Below are 15,246 nucleotides of genomic sequence, written 5' to 3'. Positions count from 1 at the left end.
TCTCGACATCGAACCGACGGTTCTCTCGATGTCGAGACACCTCTCGGCTCGCACCTAGAATCGACGGGTGACTGAAAACGTCGACGTTCTCCTCATCGGTGGCGGCATCATGTCCGCCACTCTCGGAACTCTGCTGAAAGACCTCCAGCCCGATCTCAAGATCGCCGTGCTCGAGCGTCTGAGCGACGTCGCGCAAGAGAGTTCGAACGCGTGGAACAACGCGGGCACGGGGCACGCGGCCCTGTGCGAGCTGAACTACACGCCCGAGGGCAAGGACGGCTCGATCGATCCCGCCAAGGCGGTCACGATCAACGAGCAGTTCCAGCAGAGCCGCCAGCTGTGGGCCTCGCTCGTGGCCGAGGGCGTGCTCGACGAGCCCTCGACGTTCATCAACGCCACGCCGCACATGACCTTCGTCCGTGGCGAGAAGGACGTCGCCTTCCTTCGCAAGCGTTACGAGGTGCTCACGCAGCAGCCGCTGTTCGCCGGCATCGAGTACAGCGAGGATTCGCGCGTCATCAACCAGTGGGCCCCGCTGCTCATGCAGAAGCGCCGTAAGGGCGAGCCCTTCGCGGCCACCCGCGTGCCCGCCGGCACCGATGTCGACTTCGGCTCGCTCACCCGTCAGCTGTTCGCGAACCTCCGCGAGAAGGGCGTCGAGGTCGCCACGAACCACGACGTCAAGAAGCTCAAGAAGAAGAAGGACGGCACGTGGGAGGTCTCGTACCGCCACGTGATCGGGGGAACGCCCGGCTCGATCAACGCGAAGTTCGTCTTCGTCGGTGCGGGCGGCTGGGCTCTCAAGCTCCTCCAGCGCTCCGGCATCCCTGAGATCAAGGGGTACGGCGTCTTCCCGATCGGCGGGCAGTGGCTCAAGACCTCGAACCCCGACATCGTCTCGAAGCACCGCGCGAAGGTGTACTCGCAGGCCTCGGTGGGGGCGCCCCCCATGTCGGTGCCGCACCTCGACACGCGCGTGATCGACGGGGAGTCGTCGCTGCTGTTCGGCCCGTTCGCGACGTTCAGCCCCAAGTTCCTCAAGAACGGCTCGATGCTCGACATCGTCACCCAGGTGCGACCGCACAACATCGGCCCGATGCTGAAGGTCGCCGTCGACAACCCGAGCCTGATCAAGTACCTCGTCAGCGAGCTGTTGAAGACCCACTCCAAGAAGGTCGACAGCCTGCGCGACTTCATGCCGACCGCCAAGGACGAGGACTGGGAGCTGCTCGACGCCGGTCAGCGCGCGCAGGTGATGAAGCGCGATAAGGACAAGGGCGGCGTGCTGCAGTTCGGCACCGAGGTGGTCACCTCGGCCGACCACACCATCGCCGGTCTCCTCGGCGCCTCGCCGGGAGCTTCGACCGCCGTCTCGATCATGCTCGGCTTGATCAAGACTTGCTTCCCCGAGCGCATGCCCGCCTGGGAGCCGCGCCTGCGCGACCTCATCCCCAGCTACGGCGAGACGCTGAACACGAATCCCGACGCGGCCCGCAGAGAGCTGGATGCCACGGCCCACGCGCTCGCGATCAACCCCTGAGGTCCGCGTGGCGAAGCTGTACTTCCGCTACGGAGCGATGAACTCGGGCAAGTCCACGGCCCTGCTGCAGGCGGCGCACAACTACGAGGAGCGCGGACAGCGGGTTCTGCTGGCCAAGCCCGAGATCGACACCAAGGGCGCCGACCAGATCGACAGCCGGCTGGGCGTGAAGCGACCGGTCGACTTCCTCGTCGCCCCCGGCGACGATCTGCGCGAGGTGTTCCATAGCGCGGCGGGGCACGCGCCGGTGGCCTGCCTGCTGGTCGACGAGGCGCAGTTCTTCACCCCGACCCAGGTCGACGACCTGTTGCGGATCGCTGTGCTCGACGGCATCCCCGTTCTCGCCTACGGGATCCGCACCGACTTCCGCACCGAGGCCTTCCCGGGATCGGCGCGCCTGATGGAGTTGGCCCACAGCCTCGAAGAGCTCAAGACAATCTGCCGCTGCGGACGCAAGGCGATCTTCAACGCGCGCCTGGTCGGCGGTCGATTCGTCTTCGATGGTGACCAGGTCGCGATCGACGAGGGGCAGATCGAGGGCGAAGTCACCTACGAGTCGATGTGCGCCGCGTGCTATCTGCGAGAATCCGGCGGTCGGCTCGACGGGCGCTGAGGCCCTCCGGGCGATCAGCGCCGTCGCTCCCGAGCGATAGCCTGGAACCATGCGCGTACTCCTGGCCGGCGGAGCCGGTTACATCGGAACTCACACGGCCGTGGCTCTTCTCGAAGCCGGGCACGATGTCGTCCTCCTCGACGACCTGTCGGGAACGCACGCCGTCGCCGCCGAGCGGGTCGAGAAGATCACCGGCAAGCCCGCGCCCCTCATCGTGGGCGATGCGGCCGACGAGGCCGTCGTGGCCTCCGCCTTCGACGAGCACGGTCCGATCGACGCGATCATCCACCTGGCGGCGTTCAAGGCCGTCGGCGAATCGACGCAGAAGCCGCTGGAGTACTACTCCAACAACCTCGACACGACTTTCGCTCTGCTGCGGGTGGGCATCGCCCGCGGCATCCGGAGCTTCGTCTTCTCGAGCACCGGCACGGTGTACTCCGACCCGGCCGATCTCCCCTTCACCGAGGAGTCGACGACGAGCATCGACCTCTCCAACGCCTACAGCAAGTCGAAGCGCATGAACGAGGTCGTGCTCGCCGACGTCGCCCGCGTGAACCCCGAGCTGAACGTCACCGTGCTGCGCTACTTCAACCCCGTCGGCGCGCACCCCTCGGGTCTGATCGGCGAAGACCCCGCCGGCATCCCGAACAACCTCATGCCCTTCGTCTCGCGCGTCGCGATCGGCACGCTGGACGAGATCGGGGTCTTCGGGGCCGACTACGACACCCCCGACGGGACGGGCCTGCGCGACTACATCCACGTCGTCGACCTCGCAGAGGGGCACGTCGCCGCCCTCGAGCAGGCGCAGCCCGGGCACCAGGTGTTCAACCTCGGCACCGGTCGCCCCGTGAGCGTGCTCGAACTGGTCGCGTCGTTCGAGAAGGCCGTCGGACGCGAACTGCCCAAGAAGATCCTCGACCGTCGCCCCGGCGACGTCGCCGCCACGTACTGCGATCCCTCGAAGGCCGGCGAGGTCCTGGGGTGGCGCACGCGTCTCGGGATCGACGACGCCTGCCGCGACTACTGGAACTGGCAGACGACGAACCCGGCGGGATACCGCACGACCGCCGACGCCTAACGATCCGCGCATAGGGTGGTGTGGTCGGGCCACATCGCAGCGCCCGCGGGGAGGGGGGATGCCATGCCGAACTCCGCCCCCCGCGCCTGGCAGGTGGTCCTTGAGCGCATCGAGAGCGACCTGCGCGACGGGCGACTGGCCCCCGGCGACCGGTTGACGCCGGAACGCGAACTCGCCGCGCAGCTCGGGGTGGGCCGGTCGAGCGTCCGCGAAGCGGTGCGGGTGCTCGAGGTGCTCGGGGTCGTCCGCACGGCGACCGGCTCCGGCCCCACCGCCGGCGCGATGATCGTCACGACTCCGCGGGGCGGCCTCGCCGCCTTCCTCCGCCTCCAGGTGGCGGCGAACGGCTTCCCCCTCACCGACGTCGTTCGTACGCGCATCGTGCTCGAGTGCGATGTCGCCGAGCGGTTGGCCGAGGATGACGTCGACCTCGCCGAGGTGGTCGGCATCCTGGATGCGATGGATGCCGACGACCTCGCGCCCGACGAGTTCCTCGCCCTCGACGCGCGCTTCCACCAGGCTCTCTCCGAGGCGTCGGGCAATGCGGTGATCTCGGCGATGATGGCGGGGCTGCGCAGTTCGATCGAGGCGTACACGCGCGCGGGGGCGGCCCGCCTCGACGCGTGGCAGGTCGTGGCCGAGCGGCTGCGCTCGGAGCACCGGCGCATCGTCGCGGCGATGTCGGCAGGCGACGCTGCGGCGGCCCGTGAGGCCGTGCGGGCGCACATCACCGACTACTACACCGAAGTGGCGCAGGCGCTGAGTCCGGCCGACGCGGCAGAACCGGCTGTCGCCGACGCTGCTCGCGCCGCGCTGCGGTCCGTCCCGTCCGCGTGAGAGGAACCCCATGAGCGATCGACCCGCGCGCCCGCCGCGCCCCCAGCACGTCCTCCACGTCGTGGGGACCGAGCGACTCACCCCGCATCTCGTTCGGGTGCGCGCACGCGGGCACGACCTGGCGGCGTTCCGCGAGAGCCCGCACACCGACAAGTACGTCAAGATCACCTTCGCCAAGCCCGAGCTCGATCTCGAGCCGCCGTATGACCTCACGGCACTGCGCGAGACCCTGGCGCCCGAGGATCTGCCCGTGACCCGCACGTACACCGTCCGTGCGGTCGAGGGAGATGAGCTCGTCATCGACTTCGTCGTGCACGGTGACGAGGGGCTCGCGGGACCGTGGGCTGCGCGCGCGCAGCCGGGCGACCGTCTCGTGGTCTCGTCGCCGGGCGGAGGCTACGCGCCCGACCCGTCGGCGGATTGGCACCTGTTCATCGGCGACGAGTCGGCGATCCCCGCGATCGCCGCGGCTCTCGAGACTCTGTCGCCGGATGCCGTGGGCGCCGCCTTCCTCGAGGTGCAGGCCGCGGACGAGCAGCTCGCGCTGACGGCTCCCGCCGGGGTCGCGATCGCGTGGGTCCACCGTGGCGGGGCGACGGCGGGCGCGACGAACGTGCTGTCGGATGCCGTGGCGTCATGGCATCCGCTTCCCGGACGAGGACACGTGTTCGCCCACGGGGAGCGCGAGGCGATGAAGCGGATGCGCGATCTCGTCTTCGCGCAGTGGGGACTCGGGCGCGAGCAGGTGTCGCTGTCGGGGTACTGGGCGTACGGGCGCACCGAGGACCGGTTCCAGGCGGAGAAGCGCGAGCCGATCGGTCAGATCCTCTGACGGCTCGCGCTCCGCAGGCTCACTCCGCGGTTCGAGCGGGCAGCGTCGGGACGAGCTTCTCGAGGAACGCGGCGGTGTCTTCCCACCCGTGCACGGCCTGGCACTCGACGCCCATCGCGAGGACGGGGTAGTCGTTGCCGTCGGGGTCGAGGCGGTCGCCGACGAAGAGCATGTCGTCGAGGGGGATTCCGGTCGCCTCGACGAGCTTGTTCATGCCGTAGGCCTTGTCGATGCCGCGGTGGGTGATGTCGACCGAGGTGGAGCCGCCGGAGCGGACCTCGAGGTCGGGGATACGGGAGGCGACGGCCTCGCGCAGGCTGTTCTTCTTCTCGCCGGTGGGGTCCCAGGCCATCTTCGCCTCGAGGGGGGCCGACTGCCCGAGGGCCGAGAACGTGATCTGCGAGCCACGGTCCTCGAGGATGTCACCCCACGGCTCCGCCTCCCAGAGGCCGAGGCGCTCCGCCTCTTCGCGAACGGCGGTGAGGGCGCGCTGCTTCTCGTCGTCGGTGAGCGAGTGGGCGTACACGGTCTCGACGCCGGCGGGCGTGAGGAGGTAGTACTGGGTGCCGCAGGTGGGCATCAGGTGGAAGTGCGCGAGCAGCTCGGGGGAGGCCTGGGGCAGACGCTCGACCACCTGGCTGCGGAACTGCTGGAGCTGTCCACCCGAGATGATCGCCACTTCGACCTTGTCGGCGAGAGCGAGCAGCAGGTCGCCGATGCGCGGGTCGATCGCCGACTTCGAAGGGGCGAGGGTGTCGTCGAGGTCGAAGGCGACGAGGCGGGGCGAGGCGTCGGACACGGTGCTCCTGAGCAGTGAGAGGTCGTCGCACGGAGGTGGCGCGCGCGGGCGGAGGGCGGCGTGGTGGGACGCCATACAGGGGTCGATTCTACTGGGGGTTCCCCCCAGCCTCGTCTCCGGTGGCCCGGGACGGGGATTGCCGTGAACGGCTCGCGCAAAGGTGCGAGAGACGCCGGTCGAGACAGGGTCCGAGCTCGAGCCGGGGGCGCGCCGCGTCGAGGGTGCGCGGTCCACCTCACGCCGATGCAGAGAGGCCCCCCGCAGGAGCGGAGAGCCTCTCTGATGATGCAGTGGTCGGGGTGACAGGATTTGAACCTGCGGCCTCGTCGTCCCGAACGACGCGCGCTACCAAGCTGCGCCACACCCCGTTGCAACTTGAAAAGTCTACCCTGCTCGAAGCCGTGCTTCGAACCACGGAGCACTTTTCGCTCGAAACGGTGGGATGCCACAGGGGGGAGGGTCGGCGATGGACCGATGCCGCCCTCACCCCCGAGGCGGATCAGGCCAGCGCCGGCGCCGCCCCTCGACGCGCGCGCCGCCAAGTGAAGAACCCCGTTGCGATGGCGACAGCGGACAGGCCGCCGGCCATCAGCAACGGCGGCGCGGAGACCCCTGTCTGAGCGAGGGCCGTGGGAACCGACGGGGATGTCGGGGGTTCTTGTGGGATCACGGCGACGGTCGTCGGAGCGGGCGTCGAGACGAGGCCGGACGAAGGAGGAGAGGCCAGCTGCTCCGTCTGTGCGGGCGTGGCGAAGTGCTCCATCCAGGAGTAGTCGGGTGGGAAGTGAGCAACCGAGTCCGCGTCCTGCGACGAGCGCTCGATGCGCCACACGGCGGTGTAGACGCCCGGGCCGGGGAGCGTCGTGGTCGACGCACGATAGACACCGGCCCCGATCTTCGGATCGGTGCGGAGCTCGAGGTGCGCGACCGGGTCCAGATTGGTCGGGATCTCGGGTGCCTCGGCGGGGAAGGCGTTCGTCCGGTAGACGTCTGCCGTCGCACTGACGACGACGAAGGTCCCGTCGCTGTGGCGAGGCCAGACGCCGTCGCCCGCAGAGACGGTGACCTCGTCGACGTACCGGGCCTGAGAGTCGATCGTCGCCGAGGTCGCGATCAGCGGGGAGAAGCGCACAGGTCGCGGAGAGGCGTCTTGCGCCGTGAGGGTGAAGGTGGTTGACCCGGCCGGCCCGGCGGACTCCTGCTGGCCCGGAGTGGAGTAGTACCGGATCGCCGCGGAACGCACCGTGAACGTGCCCGCCGCGCGAGTGACATACGGGCGCCCGCCGTCGGATGCCGTCGGCGGGGCGAGGATCGGGTACGTCACTCGTCCCTGGACCCCGCCGCGCTCAGAGCTCCCGGTGTCGGCGAAGACCGCATTCTCGAGTCGCAACGTCCCGACGGCGGTCGCGTCGACGTCGACCGTCACCGTTCCCCGCGTGGGTTCGTCTTCATCGGTCAACAGCGTGAGCGCACCTCCGACACGGGGGACGCGGATGTTCTCCGCTTCCGCGAGGAGTTGCAGGGTTCGCTCCTGGACCGCGCCGCTGTTCTCGGGGCTCGCCCTCCGCATGATGTAGTCGATCGCCTCGGCCAGATCGTTGCCACCGTAGCCCCAGGAGTGAAGTGTCGTCTCGCGATCGGCTATGGCCTTGACCGCCCATCCGACGCTCGCGGCTTGGATGGCATCATCGGTCTGGCCGTAAGTGGAGACGAGGTAGTTGATCGAGACCAGCTGCTGCGGGCTGAGCCCGTTCACGTCTCCCGTGTCACCGTGGTCGGTCGTCGTGCCGGTCGCAACGGGAAGGCCGGGGTGGATGCAGTACGTATGCACGTCTCCCACGCGCATGGAGCCGTGCCATCCGGTTCGGGAGAGCGGCGCCCACGTGCCGAAGCCCGTGCCGCGGTCGGCGGCGTAGGCCGCAGGGACGACGGCGACGCCGACGAGAACACCCGCCAGGGCCAGCGCGGTGGCGAACCGTCGAAGTGTCGAAGGTGGTCGATGCATGGGGAGTCCCTTTCGGTCGAGGAACTCGATCCTGGGGGAACGCCGACGTTGCCTGACGGCCGAGAGGGTCGATCCGTGAACGGATCGTCCCTCTCGGCCGCTGTGCAGAAGCCGTCAGCGTGGCAGCAGCGTGAGCAGCGACGCCTCAGGTCGGCACGCGAACCGCACGGGCGCGTAGATCGAATGCCCCAAGCCCGCGCTGACATTCAAGGGCACGGTACGCCCGTCGTGCGTCCACTCGCTCAGACCGCGCGCCTGATCGAGCGGGATGTCGCAGTTCGAGACCAGCGCCTCACGGCGGAACGGCACGCGCACCTGCCCGCCGTGGGTGTGCCCCGCCAGAAGCACGTCGGCGCCGAAGTCGGTGAACGTGTCGAGCGTACGCCGGTAGGGCGCATGCATGACGCCGAGCGCGAGGTCGGCGGCATCCAATCTCGCCATGACCGGAGGGATGAGCTCGGGGTGATCCCACCTGCGATGGGCGTCGTTCACGCCGAAGGCCGTCACGCGGAGTCCGTTGACCTCGAGCGAGACGGCCGTGTCGTCGAGCATGTGCCATCCCAGATCGTCAGTGAAGAACCGATCGAGGGCGGCGACGTCGAGGTGCTTGTGAGCCGGCTGGTGCCCGGAGGGGCCGAGGAAATAGCGCAGGGGATTGCGAGGTGCCGGCTCCTGGAAGTCGTTCGAGCCGTGCACGACGAGGCCCGGGACGCCACGAAGGGGCGCGAACGCCGTTCGGATCCCGGTGAGGCCGTCGCGGTGGCCGAGGTTGTCGCCCGTGTTCACAACCAGATCGGGAGACAGCTCGGTGAGACGGGCCATCCACTCCTGCTTGCGGTGCTGCCAGGGAGCCATATGCGCATCGGAGACGTGCAGGACCCGGATCGGGTCGGCCCCCTTGGGGAGGACGCGCAGCGCGTGGTAGCGCACGGTGAAGAGGTAGCGCTCGATGCCCATCCCCCACACGGCGGCCCCGACAGCGGCCGCCCCCGCGACCCCGAGGGGTGCGAGGGCGGCCGTCACGAGAGGACGCGTCATCAGCACTTCTTCGCGACGATGGACAGAGCGATCGCGGTGCTCTTGTTCGTCGCGGTGTCGGCGGCGGGGTTCGTCGCCGTCACGCGGCCCTCATTCGGGGCATTGCCATCGGCCTGGCAGGCGCCGATCGACACGTTGGTGAATCCGGCCGCGTTCAACGCCGCCTGAGCTGCGGGAACGGTCTGCCCGCCGACGTTCGGAACCGTCGCCCCCTGCCCGTTACCGGGGCTGAGCGTGATCTGCGAACCCGCGGGAGCAGTGGCCCCACCCGGATTCTGCGCGGCCACGGTGTCGGGGCCTGAGGGCGAGTCGACGGGGTCGCCGACAGTCACGCGGAAGCCCGCATTCTGGAGGGTCGAGGTCGCCGCGTCGATGCTCTGCCCGACGACGTTGGGAAGGTCGCGCTGTTGCGTACGCAGCAGGTTCGACGCCGGGTCGGGGAACCTGTCGCCGCCGTAGATGTCGTCCGCGGCGCGCTGCACATCGCGAGCCAGTCGATAGCGCAGGTCGCTCAGTTGGATGCGGTTCGCGTATTTGCCGAACAGGGTGGTCGTTCCACCGTCCCAGTTGCCGACCCAGACCGCAGTGGTGGTGTTCGTGGACGACTCGATCATCCAGGTTTCGTGCGCCTCGTGGGTACCGGTCTTGCCGAGCACCGGAGTGCCGTCGCCGGGGTTGGCAGCCGCACCGGTGCCGTTGCCCGTCATGACGCCCTGCAGAGCGTAGGCAGCGGTCGCGGCGATCTCCGGGGTGAGTGCCGTCTCGCACTGCAGGTCAGGGATGCGGCGATCCGAGCCGTCCGGTGCGGTCACCTTATCGATGACCTTGGCCGGGCAGCGGCTGCCACCGTTGGCCACGGTCGCGAAGGCGCCGGCCATCGCGATGGGCGAGATGTTGTCGCTACCGATGACCTCGTTCGCGTTCGCCATGGTGATCTCTTTGCCGTCACCCGTCGTGACGCCCATCTTCTTCACGACCTTGGCGATGTCGCACAGGTCGAGCTCGGCCGCCATGGCGAGGTAACCGGTGTTGAGCGAGTCGCGTGTGAACATCATCGGTGTGCCGACGTATCCGCCGCTGTTGCCGAAGTTGTTGATCGTGTAGTTGCCTTGATTGACCCAGTTGCCGGCACACGAGTTCGTCATGTTCGGCACGGGGCGCAGGCGCCCGTTGAGCGTCTCGTTCAGGGAATGCCCCTTCTCGAGCCAATCGACAAGAGTGAAGAGCTTGAAGGTCGATCCCGCGCTGAAGCCGATCGAGCCGCCGTTCGTCGAATCGCCCGCGAAGACGATCGAGTTGTACGAGGGGTCCGACTCAGCCAGGCTCGGGTCCTGCGTGAACTTCGTGTTCTGCGCGATGGCGAGGAGGCGGCCGGTCTTCGCCTCGAGGCTGACGGCGGTCGCCCCGAACTTCAGCTGGTCCATCGACGCCGGTGCGTTGTCGCTCATCGTCTTCTGCGCGGCATCCTGGACGTTCCAATCCAGCGTGGTCTGGATCGTCAGACCGTCTTGGCGCAGCGCGCGCACGCGGTCGTCGGTCTCCGCGCCGAAGGCGGGGTCGTTGAGGATCGTCGACACGACGTACTGGCAGAAGTACGGTGCCGCCGAAGAAGAGCAGCCCTGGTCGGTCGGGGTGATCTGCGGCGAGATCGGTTCGATCGCCGCGGCGACGTACTGCTCGTGCGTGATCTTGCCGTCGACCTCCATGCGGCTGAGCACATAGAGCTGGCGGCCCTTGGTCTCGCTGTATCCGTCGGCGGCGTTGACCAGCTGCTCCTGCGTGATCTCGCCGTTGTCGCGCAACGTGTAGAGCGCCTGGATCGTGCTTTGGTCGACGTCGTCGATCGAGCCGTCGGGAGCCTTGTTGTAGGCGGTCTCGCCATCGCTGATCGAGCCCTCGGGGCGGTCGATGCGGAAGCGGTTGGGGTTCTGCACCATGCCCGCGAGAACCGCCGCCTGGCCGACGCTCAGGTTGGCGGCCGGAGTGTTGAAGTAATAGCGCGCCGCGGCGTCGATGCCGTAGGTGGTGCCGCCGAAGTTGGCGATGTTCAGGTAGCCGAGAAGGATCTGGTCCTTCGTGTACTCCTTCTCGAGCTGGATCGCGTACCGCATCTCCTGCAGCTTGCGCTGGTAGCCGGCGGCGCCGTCGGACTGCACGGCTTCGAGGGCGCACTTCTGCAGGGCCTCGTCGCGCGTCATCGCGGGCGTGGTGTCGGTCGCCTCGACGGCCTTGGCGTCGCGCTCGCAACGCTGCACGAGCACGTTCTTGACGTACTGCTGGCTGATCGACGAGCCGCCCTGCGTCTCGCCGCCGGAGGCGTTGCTGAGCAGCGCGCGGGTCGTTCCGATGAGGTCGACACCGCCGTGCTGGTAGTAGCGCGGGTCTTCCGACGAGAGGATCGCGTCGTACATGACCGGGTTGACCTGGTCGAACGTGACGGGGGAGCGGTTCTGGTCGTAGAACTTCGCCAGCACCCGGTCGCCGGCCATCAGCGTCGTGGGCTGCATGAGCTCGTCGGGCTTCAGGTAGCTGGGCATGTTGTCGAAGACGGTGATCGCGCTGGAGGCAGCGGCACCGGAGACGGCGATGGCCGGCGTCACGGCAGCGGTGACCAGGAGTCCGGCGACCGCGCTCAGGCCGACGAGGCCGACGATGCCGCCGAGGGCACCGCTAGCCGTTCGTTTGTTCTCGGGCATAGGCTTGATGCTAAGCGACGTTGCTGGGCGATGCCTCGAAGGCGGGCCCTCGCGCGCGTACGCGTCCATCACCGCGCGCACGACGTTGCGCGCTCCGAGCCACCTCCGGGAGCCCGACATGACCACGTGGGAGTACCTCACAACTCCGCTGCTCATCCACAACACCGCCGCGATCCTCAACAACTGGGGTAAGCAGGGCTGGGAGCTCGTTCAGGTGGTGACCGGTCCGGAAGGCGGACTCGTGGCCTACTTCAAGCGCCCCACCGGCGGAGGCGCCGCCAACGCCGGCCTCGGTGCCGCCGAGACCGCTGCCCGTCAGTTCGAGGGCCAGCAGTGAGCGTCTCGGAGCGCCTCGCCGCGCTGGGCGTCGACGTCCCGGCGGTCGTCCCGCCCGTCGCCTCGTACATTCCCGCCACGCGTCACGGTGACCTCGTGTACACCTCGGGTCAGCTGCCCATGGTCCAGGGGGCCCTGCCCGCGACCGGCAAGGTCGGCGAGTCCGACGGACTCATCGCCCCCGCCGACGCGAAGGGCTACGCGCGCCAGTGCGCGCTGAACGCGATCGCCGCGGCTGCGGCTCTCGTCGGCGGCGTCGACAACCTCACCGGCGTGCTCAAGCTCACCGGCTTCGTGGCATCCGTCCCCGAATTCACCGGGCAGCCCGGCGTCATCAACGGCGCGAGCGAGTTCCTCGGCGAGGTGTTCGGCGAGGCCGGCGCACACGCGCGCTCCGCGGTCGGTGTGCCCGTCCTTCCCCTCGACAGCCCCGTCGAGGTCGAGGTGATCTTCACGGTCGCCTGACGACGATCCCGGATGCCGGCACCCCGGCCTCCACACGGAAGGGACGCTCCGGTCGCTCGGGGCGTCCCTTCCGTCGTTCTCGGCCGCGGGGGAACTCGGCTGATTCAGAAGTGAACGGGAGCAGGATTCCCCCGTGACCTCCTCTTCCGGCGTGGGCGGCCCGTCCTCCCCCGAGAACGCCCTCCTCGCTCCCTCGCCCTCCATCCGGCGCGCCGTCGTGTGGGCCGTCTGCACCGTGCTCGCCGTGATCGCGGTGGGATTCCTGCTGCGGTTCGTTCCGCTCGATGTGGCCTTCTCCGACGCGGTGCACCACCTTCACGCGCCCGTGCTCACACAGGTGGCCGAGGCGTTCTACCGCTCGCTCAAGCCGCTGCCCGCCGCGGGCATCATGATCGTCGCCACGGTCGCGGTCGGCCTGCTGACGCGACGGTGGCAGGTCGCGGTCGCCTTCTTCGGTGGGGTCGCCGTGACCTGGGGCCTCGCGGAGGCCGCGAAGCTCGTCGTCGCCCGACCGCGCCCGGGCATGTCCGAGGCCATGACCCAGGCCATCGGCGCGACGGCCGACCCCTCGTTCCCGAGCGGTCACGTGGCGTTCACGGCATCCTTCGCGGCGGTCCTGATCTGCGCACTGTGGTCGACGCGTTGGCGGGCGCTCGGAATCCTCATGGGCGTCGTCCTGGTCGTCGGGATGTCGGTGTCGGTCGTCGTCATCGGCGTGCACTACGCCGGCGACGCTCTGGCGTCGATCGTCTGGGTGGCGGGGGTCTACCCCGCCGTGCGGGCCGTCGGCGCTGCGGTGGTGCCCCGCGTGGACGCACTCGTGACGCGCCGGCTGGGCACTGCCCGATCGGGTCGCGGAACCTCGATCGGCCGCTGATTTCGCTGGCGAGTCGATCCCGGATGCCGTGAATTCCGGCATCCGGGATCAGATCTCACTTCACCTGGGCGCTGATCACGCTCATGACGGCGGTGTCGGCGAGGGTGGTGGTGTCTCCGACCTCGCGGCCCTCGGCGACGTCGCGGAGGAGGCGGCGCATGATCTTGCCCGAGCGGGTCTTGGGGAGCTCGCCGACGATGTAGACATCGCGGGGACGGGCGATCGGGCCGATCTGCTGTCCGACCCAGGTGCGCAGTTCGTCGCCCAGACCCTCGACGGGGTGCTCTTTCAGGTAGCGGCTCTTGATGATGACGAAAGCGACGACCGCCTGGCCGGTGGTCTCGTCGCTCGCCCCGACGACGGCGGCCTCGGCGACCCCCTCGTGGCCGACGAGGGCGGACTCGATCTCGGCGGTCGACAGGCGGTGGCCCGAGACGTTCATGACGTCGTCGACGCGGCCGAGCAGCCAGACGTCTCCGTCGTCGTCGAGGCGCGCGCCGTCACCGGCGAAGTAGTACCCCTTGTCGGCGAACTTGTCCCAGTAGGTCTCGCGGTAACGGTCGGGGTCGCCCCAGATGCCGCGCAGCATGCTCGGCCACGGTTCGGTGACCACGAGAAGGCCGCCGCTGCCGTTGCCGACCGGTTCGCCCTGCTCGTCGACGACGGCGATCGAGATGCCCGGGATCGGGACCTGGGCGGAGCCGGGCTTCGTCTCGGTGACGCCGGGCAGGGCCGAGATCATCATCGCCCCCGTTTCGGTCTGCCACCACGTGTCGACGATGGGGGCCTTGTCGGCGCCGATGATCTCGCGATACCAGATCCAGGCTTCGGGGTTGATGGGCTCGCCCACCGAACCGAGCAGGCGAAGCGACGACAGGTCGAACTTCTGCGGCACGTCGCGTCCGATCTTCATGAACGAACGGATCGCGGTCGGCGCCGTATAGAAGATGGTCACGCCGTGCTTCTCGATGAGCTCCCACCAGCGACCCGGGTGAGGAGTGTCGGGGGTGCCTTCGTAGAGCAGCTGTGTCGCGCCGTTCGCAAGAGGACCGTAGGTGACGTAGGTGTGTCCGGTGATCCAGCCAATATCGGCGGTGCACCAGTACACGTCCGTTTCGGGGTGCACGTCGTGGACGACGCGGTTGGTGAACGCGGCCTGGGTCAGGTACCCGCCCGAGGTGTGCAGGATGCCCTTCGGCTTCCCCGTGGTGCCCGAGGTGTAGAGGATGAAGAGAGGGGTCTCGGCGGGGAAGGCTTCGGCCTCGTGGTCCGCGGAGGCCTTCGGAACCACGTCGTGCCACCAGAGGTCGCGGCCGTCCGCCCAGTCGACCTCGTTGCCGCCGCGCTTGACGACGAGCACGTGCTCGACGGTCTCCTGCTCGCCGGAGCCGTTGCGGTCGGCGAGCGCCTGGTCGACCGCCGGCTTCAAAGGCGAGACCTTGCCCTTCCGCCAGCCGCCGTCGGCGGTGATGACCAGCTTGGCGCCGGCGTCGTCGATGCGCGCGCGCAGGCTGTCGGCCGAGAACCCGCCGAACACGACGGAATGCACGGCGCCGATGCGTGCGACCGCCAGCATGGAGGCGATCGCCTCGGGGATCATCGGGAGGTACAGGGCGACGCGGTCGCCGCGCTCGATGCCGAGCTCGGTGAGGACGTTCGCCAGGCGCTTCACCTCGTCGGTGAGTTCGGCGTAGGTGACGTTGCGCTGATCGCCCGGCTCGCCCTCCCAGCGCAGAGCGATGCGGTCGCCGTTGCCGGCCTCGACGTGCCGGTCGAGACAGTTGTAGGCGACGTTGAGCTCCCCGTCGGCGAACCACTCGGCAAACGGGGGAGTGGACCAGTCGAGCACCTGGGTGAAGGGCTTGTGCCAGTGCAGTTCGCGGGCCTTATCGGCCCAGAAACCCTCACGGTCTGCCGCCGCGCGCTCGTAGAGGTCGTGCTGGGCGACGGCCTGGGCGGAGAACTCGGCCGACGGCGCGAACCGGCGGGTCTCGTTGAGGAGGTGGTCGATCTGGCTGCTCATCGCGGCGCTCCTTCGCGTTCACGGACCCGCGCACCTGCGCGCGGCGTCCTCACCCCGGTCACGCTAGCGACCCCCTCCGACACCGGCCACCTCCGATAGATGGGATC

At 68.9% G+C, this 15,246-nt stretch carries 13 protein-coding genes and 1 tRNA gene; 8 read left to right on the top strand and 6 right to left on the bottom strand.

What is annotated here, in order from left to right; genetic code table 11:
- Positions 1-67: 67 nt before the first annotated feature.
- The 5 genes from ASE56_RS11525 (at position 68) to ASE56_RS11505 (ending at position 4,900) form a co-directional block, all read left to right on the top strand.
- A complete protein-coding gene (locus ASE56_RS11525) occupies positions 68-1,540 on the top strand; it encodes a malate:quinone oxidoreductase (RefSeq protein WP_056229496.1) in 1,473 nt (490 codons plus the stop codon).
- Positions 1,541-1,547: 7 nt separating this feature from the next.
- Positions 1,548-2,153, top strand: a complete 606-nt coding sequence (locus tag ASE56_RS11520) for a thymidine kinase (RefSeq protein ID WP_056229492.1) — start codon at positions 1,548-1,550, stop codon at positions 2,151-2,153.
- A gap of 49 nt (positions 2,154-2,202) precedes the next feature.
- Entirely contained in the window at positions 2,203-3,231 is a 1,029-nt protein-coding gene (galE, locus tag ASE56_RS11515; protein ID WP_056229489.1) for a UDP-glucose 4-epimerase GalE, read from the top strand.
- Between the two features lie 63 nt (positions 3,232-3,294).
- A complete protein-coding gene (locus ASE56_RS11510) occupies positions 3,295-4,068 on the top strand; it encodes a FadR/GntR family transcriptional regulator (RefSeq protein ID WP_056229486.1) in 774 nt (257 codons plus the stop codon).
- 10 nt (positions 4,069-4,078) lie between these two features.
- Complete coding sequence (locus ASE56_RS11505; protein WP_056229483.1) at positions 4,079-4,900, top strand: siderophore-interacting protein; 822 nt, start codon at positions 4,079-4,081, stop codon at positions 4,898-4,900.
- Positions 4,901-4,919: 19 nt separating this feature from the next.
- Here ASE56_RS11505 and ASE56_RS11500 read toward each other — a convergent pair whose 3' ends face one another.
- From ASE56_RS11500 to ASE56_RS11480, 5 genes are all read right to left on the bottom strand, one after another.
- Positions 4,920-5,699: an HAD-IIB family hydrolase gene (locus tag ASE56_RS11500; RefSeq protein WP_056229479.1), complete on the bottom strand. Its 780-nt coding sequence runs from the start codon at positions 5,697-5,699 to the stop codon at positions 4,920-4,922.
- Positions 5,700-5,990: 291 nt separating this feature from the next.
- A tRNA-Pro gene (locus tag ASE56_RS11495) sits at positions 5,991-6,067 on the bottom strand.
- A gap of 131 nt (positions 6,068-6,198) precedes the next feature.
- Positions 6,199-7,704 (bottom strand): hypothetical protein, encoded by a 1,506-nt coding sequence (locus ASE56_RS11490; RefSeq protein ID WP_056229476.1) that lies wholly within the window; start codon positions 7,702-7,704, stop codon positions 6,199-6,201.
- A 114-nt stretch (positions 7,705-7,818) separates the two neighbouring features.
- Positions 7,819-8,742 (bottom strand): metallophosphoesterase, encoded by a 924-nt coding sequence (locus ASE56_RS11485; protein WP_056229473.1) that lies wholly within the window; start codon positions 8,740-8,742, stop codon positions 7,819-7,821.
- Positions 8,742-11,438 carry a transglycosylase domain-containing protein gene (locus tag ASE56_RS11480; protein WP_056229470.1) on the bottom strand — a complete coding sequence of 899 codons (2,697 nt, stop codon included), beginning with the start codon at positions 11,436-11,438 and terminating at the stop codon, positions 8,742-8,744. Before ASE56_RS11480 ends, ASE56_RS11485 begins: the two co-directional genes overlap by 1 nt.
- A 118-nt stretch (positions 11,439-11,556) precedes the next feature.
- Here ASE56_RS11480 and ASE56_RS11475 point away from each other — a divergent pair, with 118 nt between their 5' ends.
- The 3 genes from ASE56_RS11475 (at position 11,557) to ASE56_RS11465 (ending at position 13,116) form a co-directional block, all read left to right on the top strand.
- A complete protein-coding gene (locus tag ASE56_RS11475; protein ID WP_056229468.1) occupies positions 11,557-11,775 on the top strand; it encodes a hypothetical protein in 219 nt (72 codons plus the stop codon).
- Positions 11,772-12,239 (top strand): RidA family protein, encoded by a 468-nt coding sequence (locus ASE56_RS11470; protein ID WP_056229465.1) that lies wholly within the window; start codon positions 11,772-11,774, stop codon positions 12,237-12,239. Before ASE56_RS11475 ends, ASE56_RS11470 begins: the two co-directional genes overlap by 4 nt.
- 133 nt (positions 12,240-12,372) lie before the next feature.
- Positions 12,373-13,116, top strand: a complete 744-nt coding sequence (locus tag ASE56_RS11465) for a phosphatase PAP2 family protein (RefSeq protein ID WP_156371690.1) — start codon at positions 12,373-12,375, stop codon at positions 13,114-13,116.
- Positions 13,117-13,171: 55 nt separating this feature from the next.
- On the opposite strand, the gene acs is transcribed toward ASE56_RS11465, so the two are convergent.
- Entirely contained in the window at positions 13,172-15,139 is a 1,968-nt protein-coding gene (gene acs / locus ASE56_RS11460) for an acetate--CoA ligase (RefSeq protein WP_056229458.1), read from the bottom strand.
- Positions 15,140-15,246: the final 107 nt, after the last annotated feature.

Source organism: Microbacterium sp. Leaf203 (assembly GCF_001421275.1).
In the GTDB taxonomy this organism is placed as follows: Bacteria; Actinomycetota; Actinomycetes; order Actinomycetales; family Microbacteriaceae; genus Microbacterium; species Microbacterium testaceum_A.
The sequence above is the reverse complement of the archived record's forward strand: the minus strand, read 5'-3'. Positions and strand labels throughout refer to the sequence as shown.

Bases quoted from the DNA above. Each gene is read 5' to 3' on its own strand.
- ASE56_RS11490 (WP_056229476.1), bottom strand. From the start codon at position 7,704: ATGCATCGACCACCTTCGACACTTCGACGGTTCGCCACCGCGCTGGCC.
- ASE56_RS11485 (WP_056229473.1), bottom strand. From the start codon at position 8,742: ATGACGCGTCCTCTCGTGACGGCCGCCCTCGCACCCCTCGGGGTCGCG.
- acs (WP_056229458.1), bottom strand. From the start codon at position 15,139: ATGAGCAGCCAGATCGACCACCTCCTCAACGAGACCCGCCGGTTCGCG.
- ASE56_RS11510 (WP_056229486.1), top strand. From the start codon at position 3,295: ATGCCGAACTCCGCCCCCCGCGCCTGGCAGGTGGTCCTTGAGCGCATC.
- ASE56_RS11505 (WP_056229483.1), top strand. From the start codon at position 4,079: ATGAGCGATCGACCCGCGCGCCCGCCGCGCCCCCAGCACGTCCTCCAC.
- ASE56_RS11475 (WP_056229468.1), top strand. From the start codon at position 11,557: ATGACCACGTGGGAGTACCTCACAACTCCGCTGCTCATCCACAACACC.
- ASE56_RS11480 (WP_056229470.1), bottom strand. From the start codon at position 11,438: ATGCCCGAGAACAAACGAACGGCTAGCGGTGCCCTCGGCGGCATCGTC.
- galE (WP_056229489.1), top strand. From the start codon at position 2,203: ATGCGCGTACTCCTGGCCGGCGGAGCCGGTTACATCGGAACTCACACG.